The sequence below is a fragment of the Corynebacterium canis genome (assembly GCF_030408595.1).
GTDB lineage: Bacteria > Actinomycetota > Actinomycetes > Mycobacteriales > Mycobacteriaceae > Corynebacterium > Corynebacterium canis.
This window is the reverse complement of record NZ_CP047080.1, coordinates 2,210,571-2,226,898: the sequence shown is the minus strand read 5'-3', so window position 1 is coordinate 2,226,898 and position 16,328 is coordinate 2,210,571. Positions and strand designations below refer to the sequence as shown.

Here is a 16,328-nt window from a genome sequence, read left to right as displayed (position 1 = left end):
GCTATTCCTTATCCTCACGAGGAGTGGCTTTGACGGGGTATTTCTTCGCAGTGCGCTCGAGTTTTCTTAATATGATGTCCTCGGGATCTGCGCCGAGGCGATCGGCTAAGAAATAGGCGTACGTGAGGATATCTGCCAGCTCTAGCAGCGCCTCATCGTTGCAGAAATCCTGACCAGGCCATTGAAAGCACTCGAGCAACTCCCCAGCTTCAATGGCAATGCTTTTGGCAAGGGCGTCTGGAGTGTGGAACTGTTTCCAGTTGCGGGCATCACGGAACTTGCGCAACGTGGACATGACGGATTCCTGAGACATTCTTCCATTGTACGAAACATGGTTTTTCGAGGTTATGGATAGTGTCGGCGAAGGAATAACGAGCCAGGGGCGGCCTAGTTCAGATGTGAGCGATCCCGCGCTCATCCCGGCATGGGGGCTGGGTCTAGGACGCCGGGTTGGCCTTCGGCGAGTTGTAGATAGTCGAGCTCGAAGGTTTGATTGAGCGCGAGGGCGAGGCCTTGGGTGTCTATACGGTCGGTTTCCGGCGGGTATTTTTCGGCGACTGCGCTCATGCCGGGCTGGGTGCGGCGGATGTATCCGGTGATGGTGACTTTCCCGCTGGGTGCGGGGGCGTAGTCCCTGCCATTTTGGGGGGTTCCGCGGTTCACCAAGATTACGGGACCGGCGTCGCTGCGGAAGGGGGTAACCACGTGGTAGCCGGGGCGGGTGGCTATCAGGACGTCGTCAAGCGGGGAATACGTGCCGGTGACGGTGACGCGTTGCCATTCGTCAAGGTCCTGGGCGTAGGGCACGGGGGCGCGATTGAGTACGGCCTGGGTTTGCTGCCTATCGTAAAAGAATACAATGGTGCCGAGGAGTGCTGCGGCGATGATGACCAGTAGGAATGTTCCGAGTTTCTTTTCCACGGTATGTATCGCCCTGCTCGTGTTAGAACCGCTCTTCGTTCTTTTCTGCGAGTTTACGGTAATGGTCCACGCGGTCGTCGCCGTAGCGGGCGTGTTGCCTTGTTTTCTTTCTCGGCGTCGCAGTCTCCTCGCCCTTGGTTATCGACGTCGCGGCTTCCGCGCGTTCCTCCTCCTCGCGGCGTCGCTCCCGAATCTCGGCGTAGATGAAGTAGCCCAAGCCGAGGGGCGCCATGATCCCGAAGGCGATCCATTGGATGCCGTAGGAAAGGTACGGGCCGGTTTCCAACTGGGGTAGGGGCAGGGCCTGGATGACGCCGGGTTGGTCCTCGACGAGCTGGAGGTAATCCTCTTCGAGGTCGAGGCCGGTGATTTGGGCGAGCTGCGTGGTGTCGATGCCATTGACCTGCGGCGGCAGGGAGGCGGTAATGCTTGGGTCCACACCCGTTTCGCTGCGGCGCACATGGGCAGTGATGGTGACCTCGCCGGCGGGGGCGGGGGTGAATTCGGCGGAGTCCTGGTAGCCCCGGTTTACGATCACGGTCTTGCCGCTATTCAGTTGGAAAGGCGTGAGGGCGTGGTATGCCGGCTTTGAATTCACCGGGCGGAGGCGAAGAACAACCTCCTGGTCCGGAAGGTAATGGCCTGTGATACGCACGCGCCGCCACTCCTCGAGCCCGGGGCTGTAATCCACGGGTTCGTGCTCGAAGGCTGCGGTGATCGCGGAATTCCTGGCATTGGTGGCTTCGTTTTTGCCCAGCTGCCAGGGGGCGAGAACGGTGAAGGCAACATAGGCGAAGGCGAGGACGGCGAGGGCGGTGATTACCCAGCCGGGTTTGAGGAATACCTTGACCAGTGATTGCTTTCGGGGCATCCTAGCGTCCTGATTTGGATTCGAGTAGTTCTTGTACCCAGTGTAGGAGGCCGGGGACCGCTGCCTCAATCTCCCGGCGGGTTTGGGCGAAGGATTCGGCGTCGCAATAATAGGGGTCTTCCACCTCGGCGCCCTTGGGGGAGTCGGGGTCGAAGGAACGCAGCAGGCGGATGCGGCCGCGGGGGATACCCCAGGCACGGAGGCCTCGCAAATGTGATTTATCGAGTGCGAGGAATAGGTCGGCCGATTGGTGCTCGGCGCCGAGCTGGGCGGCGCGGTGGGCGCGGGCGTCGAGACGCACATTGGCCAGCTCAGCGATGGCGCGGACGTCGGCGCTTTGGCCTACATGCCAGCCACTGAGGCCACAGGAACGCACCATAACTTCCTCGGCGAGATCCGCATTGCGAATCGCTCGTTTGAACAAATATTCGGCCATGGGGGAACGGCAAATATTGCCGGTGCATACAAAGACAACGTAGGCACGTTCGGTGGTTTCGGCGCGTTCGGCGGCGGATTTCATCGTATTTGGTACTCCTGAACGGGTTGCGGCATTAGCCAGAATAATAGACTCGTTGTTTGTGATCGATTTCAATGCGTTGCGTTTTCACGGCGACGAAGCCGCCGCGGCCGCCAGTTTGGATTTCGCAGTGAATGTGCGTTTGAGCCGCCCGCCAGCGTGGTTGCGCGAGATACTTGTGCGCGGTATTGATTCGCTGGGCGCGTATCCGAACGCAAAAGCGGCGCGGGAGGCGGTGGCGGAGCACCATTGTGTGCAACCAGATCAGGTGATGTTATTGAGCGGTGCGGCGGAGGGATTTGCGTTGTTGCCGCGTCTGCAACCCCGATTGGCTACTGTTGTGCATCCGAGTTTTACGGAGCCGGAATACGCACTGCGAGCGGCCGGGGTGCCCGTCCAACGGTGGATCCTCGATCCGCCTTTTTGTTTGAATAGCGGGAGTGCGGCGGGGGCGGGGTCGGGCGAGCTCGGCGACATCGGGAAGGCGGGGCCGGGGGAGCTTGGCGACATGGTGGTGATCGGCAACCCTACAAACCCCACCGGCGTGCTGCATTCGCGGGCGGACCTGCTGCGGTTGGCGGATCGAACTAAGTATCTGGTGGTGGATGAGGCGTTTATGGACCTCAGCCCGGACGAATCGGTGATCGGTTCCGGCGCCATCGTATTACGCAGCCTGACCAAAACTTGGGGCCTTGCCGGGTTACGCTGCGGGTATATGATTGCGGATGCGGAGATTATTGCGCACTTGGAGCGGGAACGCCCGCACTGGCCATTGGGCACACTGCAGCTCCTCGCCATCGAATATGCGGTTGGTGCGGAGGTGGGGCCCCTGTATGAAGAGATGGCGGCGCAACGCACCGAAATGGCCGCGTACCTTACCTCACATGGCTGGAACGTGTGGCCTAGCCAAGCGCCGTTTTTGCTGGTGAACCCGCCGCCGGGGCCGGACCCGGAAGTGCAACGAGTGCGGTTAGCGGAGCGCGGGGTGGCGGTACGCCGCTGCGATACGTTCCCCGGCTTGGATAAGACTTTTTGGCGCCTCGCCGTGCGCGATGCCGCGGCGGTTGCCACACTGGAAGCACATCGAAAGGAGATCGCGTGGTAAGCACAGTTGGCAAGGTTCGGGACGTGTTGCAGGCGGCGTACCCGCCGGAGTTGGCGGAGCCGTGGGACGCGGTAGGTCTGATCTGCGGCGATCCGGATGCGGAGGTGACCAAGGTGGCCTTCGCCGTGGATTGCACCCACAAGGTGGCGCGCCGGGCGGTGGCCATGGGTGCCCAGCTGCTGGTGGTGCATCACCCGCTGCTGCTGCGCGGCGTGACCTCCGTGGCTGCGGACACCCCAAAGGGCAAGGTTATTCATGAGCTCTTGCGTGGCGGGGTGGCGCTTTTTGCCGCTCATACGAACGCGGATTCGGCGCGCCCGGGGGTGAACGATCGGCTCGCGGAGCTATTGGGCGTGACTGCGGGTCGGCCGATCGAACCGAAACCTCAAACCTTGGATAAGTGGGGCGTGATGGTTCCCGTCGCGGACGCGGAAAAGGTAAAGGAGGCCATGTTCGCGGCGGGCGCGGGCGCGCTCGGGGATTATCGCGAATGCGCATTCCAGTTCGAAGGCACCGGGCAGTTTCTGCCGGTGGCCGGGGCGAACCCAGCGCTCGGCCAGGTCGGGGCGCTCGAACACGTTTCTGAACTTCGGGTGGAGTTTGTGGCGCCCACGCCGGCGCGCCGGGCGGTGGAGCGGGCGCTGCGGGCGGCCCACCCCTACGAGGAACCCGCTTTCGATATCGTGCAGCTTGCAAATACCGTGGACATCGAACAGGCTTACGGTATTGGCCGCGTTGGCGAGTTGGATCAGCCGATGCCGCTCAAGGATTTCGTGCAGCGGGTGGCGGAGCGTCTGCCGCGCACCAAGTGGGGTGTGCGGGCCGCGGGCGATCCGGAAAAGATCGTGCGCCGGGTGGCGGTTTCCTCCGGTTCCGGCGATAGTTTCTTGGATGCGGTGCGCGCGCTGGATGTGGACGTATTTGTGACTTCAGATCTGCGGCACCACCCGGTTGACGAATATTTGCGCGCAGGCGGTCCGGCGGTGGTGGATACCGCGCACTGGGCCAGCGAGTTTCCGTGGTGCGCGCAGGCCGCCGGCGTTGTGGAACGTGAATTAGGCTTGACCACGAAAGTGATTGACCTGCGCACGGACCCTTGGACCATCTCGATCAAGTGAAGGAACCCCTATGAAACTTGCCCCTGAAAAGCAGCGTGACCTGCTGGAATTGGCTACGTTGTCCGTGGTGAATCCGGCGGCAATTCCGGCGAGCGCGGAGCAGCGCGAGGTGGATCAGTTGACGGCGGAAATGACCCGTATCCAGGCCGCAGACGCCTCGATCACACTTTCTATTTCCGATATGGAGGCGGAGGTGCGGCGAATCCAGCTTGATATGTCGAAGTTGCAGCGTCGGGAGTCCGCGGCAAAGGGAGCGCTGGGCGCGGTCACGGACGTCGAAAAGCGCCGGGACTTGCGTCATGAGCTTGCCGCGGCGGTGCGTCGCCTCGATGACCTGCGCGGGGAGCTTAAGGAGACGCACGACGAGCTCCATGCCCTCCGCGCAAGCCACGATCGTTTTTGCGCAGATTTGGAGGCTGTGAGGGCGAAGTTGGAGGCCGCTCAGCGCGCCGTTGTCCCCGCCGATGATTCCCAGCGAATCGCACGTATTGACGAACTCAAATTGCGTCTCGACGCCGCGGTGCTCGAGGCGTATGCGGAACAGTGCGACGTTGACGGCATCGGCGTCGCCAAGTTCTCTGGGCGTGCGTGTGGTGGCTGTCACATAATTCTGCCGCCGGCCGTGGTTTCGCGGATTCGTAATGCCCCCGAAGACGAGTTGCCGCAATGCCCGGATTGTGGCGTTTACCTGGTGCGATAGGAGTCTGATGAAGGTTTGCATAGAGGCCGACGGTGGTTCTCGCGGTAACCCCGGCATCGCCGGTTCGGGCACGGTAGTCCTGGATGAGACGCGCACAACCGTGTTGCGGCGGATCGCCGAATTTGTGGGTACCACTACGAACAATGTGGCCGAGTACCACTCGCTGATCAACGGTCTGCGGGCGGCCCAGGAGCTGGGCGCGCTGGAGGTGGATGTGTTTATGGATTCCAAACTGGTGGTCGAGCAGATGTCCGGCCGCTGGAAGGTCAAGCATCCAGACATGAAAACCCTGGCCTTGCAGGCACAACGCCTCGCCGCGGGCTTCCGATCCGTTTCCTACACGTGGGTGCCGCGTGCCGAAAACTCGCGCGCAGACGAGCTCGCAAACACCGCCATGGACGCGGGTGCCGACGGCGCGGAACCCGGCATTATCGTAAACGAAACCGCCAGCTGGAACGGCGCCACAACGCGGCCGAGTCGGTTGATTCTGCTGCGGCACGGTCAGACCCCGCTATCCGCCGCAAAACAATACTCCGGCGTGGGAAATCCCCAGCTCACGGACCTTGGCGAGCGGCAAGCCGCAGCCGCAGCGGCCCGGTTGGGGGCCCGTGGCGGCATCGATCACATTGTGTGCTCGCCTTTGGCTCGGGCCCGGCGTACCGCCGAACATTGTGGCGAAGCGCTGGGGCTGGATGTGGTGGAACACGAAGGTTTGATCGAAATGGACTTTGGCCGTTGGGAGGGGTTGACCTTCCAGCAGGCGCACGAGGCCGATCCGGAGACCCACGCCGCGTGGATGCGCGATATTACGGTGGCGCCGCCGGGCGGGGAATCGGTGCATGACGCGTACCGGCGAGTGTCCGCGACCCTTGCCGAGCTGCGTGATACCTACCGGGATTCGAACATTCTTGTGGTGTCGCACGTGACGCCGATTAAGTCTATTTTGCGACGCGCGTTCGATGCCGGGCCGGAGTTTTTCCACCGCCTGCATTTGGATTTAGCGTCGTTGTCGGTGGCGGAGTTTTACTCGGACGGCCCCACATGTGTGCGCTTGGTGAATGATACTTCTCACCTGAAAGGGGTATGATCGTATGCGCGAATGAGCCATCCGGGTGGACGCGGCACGAATGTATCGGCATTGCAATGCGCTGACATGTCTGTCGAGGAAAGTCCGGACTCCACAGAGCACAGTGGTTGCTAACGGCAACCCAGGGCGACCTGCGGGATTAGTGCCACAGAAAACAAACCGCCCAGCGATGGGTAAGGGTGAAACGGTGCGGTAAGAGCGCACCAGCGCCCTAGGTGACTAGGGCGGCTAGGTAAACCCCACTGGGAGCAAGGCAAGAGGACGTACATTGGTATGTCTGTTCGGGCGTTATAGGTTGCTCGCCGAGCCCGAAGGTACGCTGCTTGAGGCCCGCCAGCGATGGCGGGTCCAGATGGATGTTCACCCCAATGACAGAATCCGGCTTATAGGGTGGCTCATTCGCCCACCGGCTCCCCGTCCGTGGGGGCACCCGCGCGCAGGGGGACTACTAGCAATCCGTCCGCCGACAGATCGGCGGCGAAGTTTTCGGCGTGTTTGGGTTCCACATACGCCACGGCAGCGTCGACTAAACCGGGCGCGGTTCCGCGCGCCGCAATAGCCCCGCGGGTTTCGCACAAATAAACCAATGCACGATGGGTGTCCGTGGCTAGATTGAACGTGTTCTCTAGCTCCGACTGAGAGGTTCGCACCAGCTCGAGCACGGCATTCATGCGGCGGGATCGCAATGCCGCGGCAGCCTCCGCGGCGCGTTGCGTCTCCGCCGTGAGGAACTTCAACCAATTGCTGGCTTCCTGCAGGCCAGGCACCTTATCCGTGCCGTGGACCTTGTGCACGGCCGCTAACCAATCCGTGACTCGTGCTTGGGTATCGGGGAGGGCGCGCAGCGAGTCCACGCCGTAGGCCCGCGCGGCGTCGTCTAGAAAGCTATGGCGGCGCAGAATCTCGGACACCAGTTTGCTTGGCCCGGCAGGCTTCGGCTTTGTTACGACGATCAGTTCGATTCCGCGCGGGTGTGGCGCTTGGGTGACCGAACCGTCCGCGTAATCCACCAGTGCCACCGAATTCGTGTGCCCCCGCAGCGCCGCCACGTGTCTTGCGCGCAACTCTGGAGTGTCGGCGAACGTACTTGCGGACTGGGTGCATACCTCCGCGAGGCGCGCGCGCAATGGGGCATCGATCTCCACATCAGCCGCAATCTGCAACGCCAGTGCGAATGCCGTAGCCATCGCTTCCGCTTCGCCCAGCCCACAATTGGTGGGAATGGTGCTGACCACCGTGATGTCGAACCCCTGTGTGTCTCGGCTCAGCATTTGGCGATTGATGAGCGTCCATATAATGCCCCCGAGCCGTGTCTCCACGCCGCCCGGCTTTCGCTGCGTAACCGCATCCATATTCGACTCGAGTGTGGCGTCACGACTGCCCGGTTGGGAAAGCCGCACGTTGAGCTTGGAATCCGTGCGGGGGGAGGCGGCGACCGCGACGCCCAAGTGCGTCATCGCCACCGCCACGATGCCGCCAATATAGTCAGTGTGTTCGCCCACTAGCGGAAACGTGCCCGGTGAAGTGGTGAGCATTTGTGGTTCTATGCCATATGTTCGATGATGTAACTGCGCGGCGCGGTCGCGAATATCCTCGTCGGGGGCGTTCCAAAGCGGCATCGGGGCGGGGTCTCCTCACACAAGGGGCGGCATGCTTTGCCCCCACTTTAGTCCGGAAAGCGCAGCATGGTTCGCCGCACACGAGGTAGGTTGGGGAGGAAGATCGCCGATTTAAGGAGAGTGACACCGTGACCAACGCAGACGACCAATGGTTCTACGATCCGACCACAGGTTCGGTTTCCCAGGGGAAAAATCAGGCGTGGGAGGATCGCATGGGCCCCTACGCCACCGAAGCGGAGGCGCGCGATGCCATGAAGCTCGCGGCAGAGCGCACCGCCGCAGCTGACGCCTACGATGAGGAAGACGACGACTGGGGCGTGGAACCCGCCTGGGAGCGCTAGTCCTTTTTCGCAGCCTTCTTGCGCGCGGCCTTTTTCATTGATTCATACGCCTTTTCGATTTTCTCGAAACTCTCGGCGTAGTCCTTCAATGACTCAAGGCCGCGTTCGCGTTCCACCTGGAACAGCACGCCGTAAGCGAACGTATCTTCGCCCGCCGCGCGGGACTCTTCGGCCTTGCGCAGCAATACATCGCGCGAGGTCACCGAATCCTGGAAGTCTCCCAGCACGGTTTGCATGCGTTTGCATGCTTCGTACAGCTTTTTGGTTTTTAGCCCAGTGGCGCGGGCCGCATCGGCGGAATAGCGGAGCTTCTTTGCCGATTTCCGCATGTCGTGGAAGTAGCCTTCGCGCTCTCGCAGCGACCGTTCCTTGTCCTCCCAGCGCGTCACCGCCTTTTGGTGCCGCTTAACCAAACGTGTGTACGCCTCATCGAGGTGCGTCACAAGGATCTCTTCGGGGGTTTCCTCCTCACCTTCTTCCTCGGCAGCCTCCGCTACCTGCGGGTTTGCGAGCAATTCATCGAGCGCATTGAGCAGATCAAAATAGCGTTGCGATTCCAGCAGCTCCAGCACTTCCGAATGTGCATTCCGGTACTCCACGGCCATATCTTGTTCGAGGTGCTTGCGCGTGACCTCGTCGATAATGTCCGAATCCACGGTCTTCAGCAGGTCATGGAAGCGTTCTTCCACCACCTCCGCGTCGCGCGCAACACCGAGCACACCGGCGAGGTGTTTGAGCTCTTTCTCCAGCTCAAGGTACCCGTCGCCGACCAGGATTCCTTCAAATGTTTGCATATGGCTGCGGAGTTCGCGGGTGGCCACGCGCATCTGGTGAATGGAGTCGTACTCGTCCCGTCGCACCTTCGGATCGTTCGCCACAAGCGCATCCCTGTTCGATTTCAGCGCCTTCAGGACGGCGTAGGCGGGATTGCTCTTCTCAAGTTCTGCTGGCTTCGGCGGCTTCGGCGCGGTGTCTACCGAATCGCCCAGCGCCGCCACCAGCTTCGAAGGGCTTTTCGACGCCGTGGCTCCCGCGGCCTCCAGCAGCTGCGTCGCCGAGGCCATCGTGTTTTCTACGTCCGCCAAATACTCTTCGCCGAGTTCGAACTCCCATTCGCGCCAGGTTTGGCGCTTGCCATTGGGCAGCAGCGACCAGGACGTCACATGATCATCGCAGAATTCGCCGACTAGTTTGCCTTCGATATCCATCAAAGCAAATTCGTGGCGAACGTTATCTACCTGCGCAATTGGCTCTAAGGGGATATCTCTGACGATCGCCCGCACTGGGAACAGCAATTCGGACGGCACGGTGTATTCTCCGTACTCCGGTTCGGTGAGATCCGCATGTAACTCCACCCGTCCGTGGCTGGCCGGCAACTTTATATGCCAGCCAGAATCCTTGCCGCCGGTACGTCTGCGCAACGTAATCTTCGACCTTGTCAGCCGCAAATCTGGAGAATCGTAATATACCGCCGATAGTTCATGCGTTTCCCCATGAACTTCAGCCACATGTTCAATCTCGGTCAGCACCGGGGTGGTGGCGCTTTCATCAACCGAAAACTTTGCTTCTACCTCGAGGAATTGACGGGTACTCATACCCCAGTTGTACCAGCAAAATCGCACCATTGACGGCGAGTGATGGCGAGCAATCCCCCCGTTTTGTCGCAAGCGCAAGGCCCTCCATCCCCAGCTCCCGACCCGTGCCGTCACCCCCGTAGCGCTGACCTCGGAGTGGCTGAACACCTCAAAACTTTGGGCCTGTGAATTCTGCGCAGTCGTTGCGATCCCCAAAAGTCATAGCAGCCCTGCTAAGCCTTTGAAACTCGCTACCCTTGTCGGACTATGGCCGAATTGCTTTTCGTGGCTCATTCTGACGTGGTAAGCTGCCCACAACCTATTCTCGCGCCTAGAGTTGAACGGTGTCTACCGATATTTTTTACATCAAAATCCCGAAATCTGTGTAAAAAATATCGCTCCGAGCCGCCCAGGCCGCCCGGAATGATGAAAATTACACAGGATCTGGGATTCGTGTGTAAAAAACTTCATGTGCAGCGCACAACCCATCGGTCCGAGCCTTGCCGACGCCTGTTTGCGGGTCAATCCTGCGATGGTTTGCCACGGCCCAGCTATGCTTCGGGAAAGGGGCGGAGCTTGAGGATCTCTGGCGACCGATAGGCGGGCCGCCGACAATGACGTATATGTATCCATAACCGTATCAGCCCGAGTGTGGACGTTCGGGGCTTGACCGGATTGTGTCCGCCGAAATGTAGTTTGCTACCGGATTGCGCCCTCTTGTTATATGCTCTCTGCGAGCCTTGATCTGCTCGCCTTATGCAAAGCATGATGGAATTACGTCACTGTGACGAAAAGCCGGCCCTATTAGTTGTGTGCAAGCTATTGCCGCGCCGGGAGTTGAACGGTGTCTACCGATATTTTTTACATCAAAATCCCGAAATCTGTGTAAAAAGTATCGCGCCGAGCCGCCCAGGACGCCCAGAATGATGAAAATTACACTAGATCCGCGATTCGTGTGTAAAAAACTTCATGCGCAGCGCACAACCCATTTCTCAGCAGCCCATTTCCTAGCCCAGTCATCGGCTCGTCCCAGCTTGGTTGGGCATCTGGCGTGAAGATTGGTGGCGGGGATTCTGCCTCGCACCAAGGCTGCGGCGGGGATTCTGCCCCGCACCAAGGGGCGAGTCCATTAGATTGAGAAGAATGAATAGCCAACAGGAGTTTGTGCTCCGCACCATTGAAGAGCGGGATATTCGGTTTGTGCGCCTGTGGTTTACGGACATCCTCGGGTATTTGAAGTCGGTAGCCGTGGTCCCCGCCGAGCTTGAAAGTGCTTTCGAAGAGGGCATTGGTTTCGACGGTTCGGCCATCGAGGGGTTTTCGCGGGTGTCGGAGGCGGATACGATCGCCCGCCCAGATCCGTCTACGTTCCAGCTGATGCCCTTCGAGCGGCAGGACACCACCGATATCGCAAGGATGTTCTGTGATATCACCATGCCGGATGGGCAGCCGTCCTACGCGGATCCGCGCCAGGTGTTGCGCAGGCAACTCAAGGAGGCGGCGAACGATGGGTTTACGTGCTTCGCGCACCCGGAGATTGAGTTTTTCCTGGTGGAGTCGTTAAACACGGACGGGCGTCCGCCGACGCCCACCGATAATGGTGGCTACTTTGATCAGGCGGTCACGGATAAGGCGCCGCATTTTCGGTTCGATGCGATGAATGCGCTGGAATCCATGGGTATTTCGGTCGAGTTTTCGCATCATGAGACCGCCCCCGGCCAGCAAGAGATTGACCTGCGCTACGCGGACGTCCTCACCATGGCGGACAATATTATGACTTTCCGCTACATAATCAAGAAAACCGCCTTGCGCAACGGTGTTCGATCCACCTTTATGCCAAAGCCCTTTGCGGAGTACGCGGGCAGCGCGATGCATACCCACCTGTCCCTGTTCGAAGGGGACACTAACGCCTTCCACGATCCGGACGATGAGTTTTCGCTGTCTAGCACGGCGCGGCAGTTTATCGCGGGGATTTTGCACCACGCGCCGGAGTTCACAGCCGTGACCAACCAATGGGCGAATTCGTATAAGCGTTTGATGTTCGGCAATGAAGCGCCTACCGCCGCGACCTGGGGTGTTTCCAATAGTTCGGCCATGGTGCGTGTGCCAACCTATCGCTTGGGCAAGGTGTCGTCACGCCGCGTCGAGGTGCGCAGCCCGGACTCGGCGTGCAACCCCTACCTCGCGTACGCCGTCCTAGTGGCCGCGGGGCTGAAGGGTATCCGGGAGGGGTACGAGCTGCCGGATCCCGCGGAAGATGATATTTCTAAGTTAACGCGCCGCGAGCGTCGCGCATTGGGGTACCAGGATTTGCCGGGCAGCTTGGACCAGGCACTGCGCCTGATGGAGCAATCGGAGCTGGTCGCGGAGGCACTCGGCGAGCACGTTTTTGAGTACTTCTTGCGCAATAAGTGGCGTGAGTGGCAGGACTACCAGGCGCAGATTACGTCGTGGGAGCTGCGCACCAACCTGGACTACTAGAGGAGCATTATGGCCACCCCCCGTTCCACCCGTCGTTTGGTCCCTACCCCGGGTGGGCTGAGTTTGGAGGGGCCGCACGCCCAGGCGGATTTGGAGTGGCTGGGGTGGATGAATCCGGATTCGGTGGAGCTGTTGTGGAGCCTGACCGGGGCCGCCGATCCGGACCTAGCGCTGAATACGCTCGTACGTTTGATGCAGGCACTGGGGGATGAGCGCGCCGAACTGGATCGGGCGCTGCGGGAGGAGGTGCCGCTGCGGGTGCGTTTGGTGGCGTTGCTCGGGGCGTCGACAAGCCTCGGCGACCACCTGGTGGCGAACCCGCAGCTGTGGCGGCAGCTGTCGCTGGGGCTGCCAACGGCGACGGAGATGATGCAACAGATGCTGGAGTGCGTCGCCGCCGTCCCCGCCGAGTTAGTACATATGGACGATGAAAACGTCGCGGTCGCGGACCCGGACGCGGACACTGCGTCGGCGGATCTGAGCACGCCCGGGACGTACAAAGCCTGCGTGGTCGGCACGGAAGCGGAACAGCGATTAGAACGTACGTACCGAACATTGCTGATGCGTATCGCCGCGCACGACCTCGCCGGAACTTACCCTGAATCGCCTCGCAGACCGGGTCAACCACATGTTCCATTCACCGTGGTTTCTGGGGCGCTGTCCGATCTTGCCGACGCCGCCCTTACCGCAGCGTTGGCGGTGGCTGTGGCCTGTGTGTACGGTGAAAAACCTGTTTCTGCACGCCTGGCTGTGCTCGCGATGGGTAAGTGCGGCGCCCGCGAATTGAACTATATTTCGGATGTAGACGTCATTTTTGTGGCGGAACCCGCCGATGCCCGCACCACCCGGCTAGCGGGAGAGTTCATTCGTTTGGGTTGCCGTTGTTTCTTTGAGGTGGATGCCGCGCTGCGCCCCGAGGGAAAACAGGGCGCATTAGTACGTACGTTGGAAAGCCACGTCGCGTATTATAAGCGCTGGGCGCACACGTGGGAATTCCAGGCGCTGCTCAAGGCGCGGCCCATGACGGGGGCGGTGGAATTGGGGAATCAATACGTGACGGCGCTCGCCCCGCTCGTGTGGAACGCCAGCCAACGCGAAAGTTTTGTCGATGACGTGCAGGCTATGCGACGCCGCGTGATCAACAACGTCCCCGCGGAGCTCCGCGAGCGCGAACTCAAGCTCGGCAAGGGCGGCCTGCGGGATGTGGAATTCGCGGTGCAGCTGCTGCAAATGGTGCACGGCCGGGTGGATGAAAGCCTGCGCCGCCTCGGCACGGTGGATGCGCTAACGGCCCTGATGAAGGGCGGTTATGTGGGGCGGGAGGACGCGCACGCCTTGATTTCCGCCTATGAGTTTCTGCGCCTGCTGGAGCATCGCCTGCAGCTGCAACGCCTGCGCCGCACGCACACGATGCCGGCGGATAAAGATGTGAAACAGCTGCGTTGGTTGGCGCGCGCGGCGGGGATTGTGGCCCAGGGCAATCAGGGCACGGCCGCCGAGGAGCTGGGGGAACGCTTCCGCAAGGTGGCGTTGCAGATCTCCTCGATGCACGCAAAACTGTTCTATCGCCCGCTGTTGAACTCGGTGGCCAGCCTGCCGGTGGAAACGCTTCGCCTGTCCGCAGAATCCGCGAAGCTGCAATTGGCGGCGCTGCGTTACACCTTCCCAGAGCGCGCCTACGAGCACCTGGTTGCATTGGCTTCCGGCCGCAGCCGCAAGGCGAAAATACAGGCGATGCTGCTGCCGACGCTCATGGAATGGCTTTCCCAAACCGCCGACCCGGACATGGGCTTGCTCAACTACCGCAGGCTTTCCGACGCCGCGGAGGACCGCCAGTGGTTCCTCCGCATGCTGCGCGATGAGGGAGTGGTGGGCCAACGGCTCATGCGGATCTTGGGCAATTCGCCCTATGTTTCGGACCTGATTCTGGCGACACCGGATTCGGTCAAACTCCTCGGCGACGGCGCTACCGGCCCGAAGCTCCTCGCCGCCTCCCCGGATACGGTGTCGCGTTCGTTGCTTGCGGCGTCGAGCCGGTACGCGGATCCGGAAAAGGCGATCCGGGCGGCGCGTTCCTTGCGGCGCGCGGAGTTGGCGCGCGTGGCGGCCGCTGACCTGCTGGATATGATGGATGTGCAGGAGGTTTGCCGCAGCCTGTCGCTGGTGTGGGATGCGGTGCTGGACGCTGCCCTGGCCGCCGAGATCCGCGGCAGCGTGCCGGAAGGGGAGCAGCCACCGGCCCGGATCGCGGTGATCGGGATGGGTCGTTTGGGCGGCGCGGAACTGGGTTACGGCTCCGATGCCGATGTTATGTTCGTCTGCGAACCTGCCGAAAACGTGTCCGATAATAACGCCGTGCGCTGGGCCGTCGGCGTGTGCGATCGGATGCGCCGCCGGTTGGCCAAACCCAGCGATGATCCGCCGCTGGAGGTGGATCTTGGGCTGCGCCCAGAAGGCCGCTCGGGTCCGATCGTGCGCACCTTGGACTCCTACGAAAAGTATTACGAACGCTGGGGCGAAACGTGGGAGATTCAGGCGTTGTTGCGCGCCTCCGTGGTGGCGGGAGACAGGGAGGTCGGGCGGGAGTTTTTGCACCGTATTGATCCTTTGCGCTACCCGGCTGGCGGTGTGTCCGCCGAGACCGTGCGTGAGGTGCGCCGGATGAAGGCGCGCGTGGATAACGAGCGGCTGCCCCGCGGCGCCGACAGGAACACGCATACGAAACTGGGTCGCGGCGCGCTGACCGATATCGAGTGGACCGTGCAGCTTCTTATCATGCTGCACGCCCACGAGGTGCCCGGTTTGCACAATACTTCCACCCTGGAATGCCTGGATGTGATCGAACAGGAAGGGCTGTTGCCGAAGCGCCAGGCGGAGACGTTGCGCGCCGCGTGGCTGGCGGCTACCCAGGCAAGAAATGCGCTTGTGCTGGTGCGGGGCAAGCGTACGGATCAGTTGCCGCCGCCCGGCCCGCAGCTGGCGCAGGTGGCTGGCGCGGCGGGCTGGGACCCGACGGAGTACCAGCAATTCCTGGAAAACTACCTTCGGTTGACGCGCCGGGCCCGGCAAGTTGTAGATGAAGTGTTTTGGGGTGAGACGACTTTCGAGCCATAGGAAGGAGGTCCGGGTCGGTCATTTTTTCGGACCCTACGATGCGGATTTTTCAACCAAATGGTTGATGTTGAGGTGTGGCTACCCTTAGTTAAATAGTGGTCGTGGGTAGGCCGCTGATTCTGGTGCATCACGGAACCGCCCTTTACGCTAGACCCCTTACTGCAAAGGAATTTTCGAGATGACCCTAGCCATGGACGCTCGCCCCAGTGCTCAGCTCTCCTCTGATCTGAAGACCTCTACTGCCGATGCACACGAACGCGCCGAGCATTCCAACTTCATGGATCAGCTCCTCGCCGGCGAACTCAGCGTCGATGACTTTATCGCTCTGCAAGAGCAGGCTTGGCTCGTGTACAACGCGCTTGAGCATGCCGCCCGCGTGGTGGCGCAGGACCCGATCGCTGCCGGCATCGTCGACCCGATTCTCGAACGTGTGCCCGCACTCGAAGCTGACCTCGATTTCCTGCATGGCAATGCCGAGTGGCGCGAGACTGTGACCGCTCTGCCCGCAACGCAGGCGTATGTCGACCGCCTCAACGAGATTGCCGACGCCCGCGACGCCGCACGTTTGGTTGCCCACCACTATGTCCGCTACCTCGGCGACCTGTCGGGTGGCCAGGTGATCGGCCGCATGATGCAGCGCCACTATGGCGTCGCCGCTGAGGCCGTGAACTTCTACAACTTCGAAGGCATCGCGAAGGTAAAGCCTTACAAGGATTCCTACCGTGCCGCCCTCGACGCAATTGAATTGGATGACGCCGACCGCGCTCGCCTGCTTGACGAAGCGGCTGATGCTTTCCTGTTGAACCTGAACTTGTTCATGGCCCTCGGCGAACGCTAATTTTTCACCCAGATGCGCTAACCTAGTCGTCTCGTTTCCAGA

14 protein-coding genes and 1 other RNA gene are annotated in these 16,328 nt (G+C 61.1%); 9 read left to right on the top strand and 6 right to left on the bottom strand.

All coding sequences use genetic code 11. The annotated features are described in order from the left end of the window. Nucleotide 1: 1 nt before the first annotated feature. From CCANI_RS09855 to CCANI_RS09840, 4 genes are all read right to left on the bottom strand, one after another. Nucleotides 2-313, bottom strand: coding sequence for a nucleotide pyrophosphohydrolase (locus CCANI_RS09855; protein WP_146323656.1), 312 nt, complete (start codon nucleotides 311-313; stop codon nucleotides 2-4). 101 nt (nucleotides 314-414) lie between these two features. Then, a complete protein-coding gene (locus CCANI_RS09850; protein ID WP_186750105.1) occupies nucleotides 415-921 on the bottom strand; it encodes an SURF1 family protein in 507 nt (168 codons plus the stop codon). A gap of 22 nt (nucleotides 922-943) precedes the next feature. Continuing rightward, entirely contained in the window at nucleotides 944-1,792 is an 849-nt protein-coding gene (locus CCANI_RS09845; protein WP_146323658.1) for an SURF1 family cytochrome oxidase biogenesis protein, read from the bottom strand. A 1-nt stretch (nucleotide 1,793) separates the two neighbouring features. After that, on the bottom strand, nucleotides 1,794-2,312 hold the full coding sequence (locus tag CCANI_RS09840) for a low molecular weight protein-tyrosine-phosphatase (RefSeq protein ID WP_146323659.1): 519 nt from the start codon (nucleotides 2,310-2,312) through the stop codon (nucleotides 1,794-1,796). A gap of 58 nt (nucleotides 2,313-2,370) precedes the next feature. On the opposite strand from CCANI_RS09840, the gene cobC reads away from it, so the two are divergent. The 5 genes from cobC (at nucleotide 2,371) to rnpB (ending at nucleotide 6,721) form a co-directional block, all read left to right on the top strand. After that, nucleotides 2,371-3,414 carry an Rv2231c family histidinol phosphate aminotransferase CobC gene (gene cobC / locus CCANI_RS09835; RefSeq protein WP_246118167.1) on the top strand — a complete coding sequence of 348 codons (1,044 nt, stop codon included), beginning with the start codon at nucleotides 2,371-2,373 and terminating at the stop codon, nucleotides 3,412-3,414. Then, entirely contained in the window at nucleotides 3,408-4,532 is a 1,125-nt protein-coding gene (locus tag CCANI_RS09830; RefSeq protein ID WP_146323660.1) for a Nif3-like dinuclear metal center hexameric protein, read from the top strand. The genes cobC and CCANI_RS09830 overlap by 7 nt, the downstream gene beginning before the upstream one ends. A 10-nt stretch (nucleotides 4,533-4,542) precedes the next feature. Beyond that, entirely contained in the window at nucleotides 4,543-5,232 is a 690-nt protein-coding gene (locus CCANI_RS09825; protein WP_146323661.1) for a zinc ribbon domain-containing protein, read from the top strand. 7 nt (nucleotides 5,233-5,239) lie between these two features. Further along, a complete protein-coding gene (locus CCANI_RS09820; protein WP_146323662.1) occupies nucleotides 5,240-6,319 on the top strand; it encodes a bifunctional RNase H/acid phosphatase in 1,080 nt (359 codons plus the stop codon). A 13-nt stretch (nucleotides 6,320-6,332) separates the two neighbouring features. Further along, nucleotides 6,333-6,721: RNase P RNA component class A (rnpB, locus tag CCANI_RS09815), an RNA gene on the top strand. On the opposite strand, the gene CCANI_RS09810 is transcribed toward rnpB, so the two are convergent. After that, the gene (locus CCANI_RS09810; protein ID WP_146323663.1) at nucleotides 6,715-7,938 is read right to left on the bottom strand and encodes a galactokinase family protein; all 1,224 of its coding nucleotides are present in this window, start codon (nucleotides 7,936-7,938) and stop codon (nucleotides 6,715-6,717) included. The genes rnpB and CCANI_RS09810 overlap by 7 nt on opposite strands. A gap of 128 nt (nucleotides 7,939-8,066) precedes the next feature. On the opposite strand from CCANI_RS09810, the gene CCANI_RS09805 reads away from it, so the two are divergent. Next, nucleotides 8,067-8,279, top strand: coding sequence for a hypothetical protein (locus CCANI_RS09805; protein WP_146323664.1), 213 nt, complete (start codon nucleotides 8,067-8,069; stop codon nucleotides 8,277-8,279). On the opposite strand, the gene CCANI_RS09800 is transcribed toward CCANI_RS09805, so the two are convergent. Beyond that, complete coding sequence (locus CCANI_RS09800) at nucleotides 8,276-9,874, bottom strand: CYTH and CHAD domain-containing protein (RefSeq protein WP_146323665.1); 1,599 nt, start codon at nucleotides 9,872-9,874, stop codon at nucleotides 8,276-8,278. The two genes, CCANI_RS09805 and CCANI_RS09800, sit on opposite strands and share 4 nt — an antisense overlap. Before the next feature lie 1,122 nt (nucleotides 9,875-10,996). Here CCANI_RS09800 and CCANI_RS09795 point away from each other — a divergent pair. The 3 genes from CCANI_RS09795 to CCANI_RS09785 all read left to right on the top strand — a co-directional run bounded on the left by CCANI_RS09795 (nucleotide 10,997) and on the right by CCANI_RS09785 (nucleotide 16,286). Next, nucleotides 10,997-12,334 carry a glutamine synthetase family protein gene (locus tag CCANI_RS09795; protein ID WP_146323666.1) on the top strand — a complete coding sequence of 446 codons (1,338 nt, stop codon included), beginning with the start codon at nucleotides 10,997-10,999 and terminating at the stop codon, nucleotides 12,332-12,334. Nucleotides 12,335-12,343: 9 nt separating this feature from the next. Further along, complete coding sequence (locus CCANI_RS09790) at nucleotides 12,344-15,448, top strand: bifunctional [glutamine synthetase] adenylyltransferase/[glutamine synthetase]-adenylyl-L-tyrosine phosphorylase (protein WP_146323667.1); 3,105 nt, start codon at nucleotides 12,344-12,346, stop codon at nucleotides 15,446-15,448. 178 nt (nucleotides 15,449-15,626) lie between these two features. Then, nucleotides 15,627-16,286, top strand: coding sequence for a biliverdin-producing heme oxygenase (locus CCANI_RS09785; RefSeq protein WP_146323668.1), 660 nt, complete (start codon nucleotides 15,627-15,629; stop codon nucleotides 16,284-16,286). Nucleotides 16,287-16,328: the final 42 nt, after the last annotated feature.

What these genes read in the sequence shown, in the direction of transcription:
- CCANI_RS09855 (WP_146323656.1), bottom strand. Translation starts at nt 313, where the DNA reads ATGTCTCAGGAATCCGTCATGTCCACGTTGCGCAAGTTCCGTGATGCC.
- CCANI_RS09820 (WP_146323662.1), top strand. Translation starts at nt 5,240, where the DNA reads ATGAAGGTTTGCATAGAGGCCGACGGTGGTTCTCGCGGTAACCCCGGC.
- CCANI_RS09810 (WP_146323663.1), bottom strand. Translation starts at nt 7,938, where the DNA reads ATGCCGCTTTGGAACGCCCCCGACGAGGATATTCGCGACCGCGCCGCG.
- CCANI_RS09825 (WP_146323661.1), top strand. Translation starts at nt 4,543, where the DNA reads ATGAAACTTGCCCCTGAAAAGCAGCGTGACCTGCTGGAATTGGCTACG.
- CCANI_RS09785 (WP_146323668.1), top strand. Translation starts at nt 15,627, where the DNA reads ATGACCCTAGCCATGGACGCTCGCCCCAGTGCTCAGCTCTCCTCTGAT.
- CCANI_RS09790 (WP_146323667.1), top strand. Translation starts at nt 12,344, where the DNA reads ATGGCCACCCCCCGTTCCACCCGTCGTTTGGTCCCTACCCCGGGTGGG.
- CCANI_RS09800 (WP_146323665.1), bottom strand. Translation starts at nt 9,874, where the DNA reads ATGAGTACCCGTCAATTCCTCGAGGTAGAAGCAAAGTTTTCGGTTGAT.
- CCANI_RS09840 (WP_146323659.1), bottom strand. Translation starts at nt 2,312, where the DNA reads ATGAAATCCGCCGCCGAACGCGCCGAAACCACCGAACGTGCCTACGTT.
- CCANI_RS09845 (WP_146323658.1), bottom strand. Translation starts at nt 1,792, where the DNA reads ATGCCCCGAAAGCAATCACTGGTCAAGGTATTCCTCAAACCCGGCTGG.
- CCANI_RS09795 (WP_146323666.1), top strand. Translation starts at nt 10,997, where the DNA reads ATGAATAGCCAACAGGAGTTTGTGCTCCGCACCATTGAAGAGCGGGAT.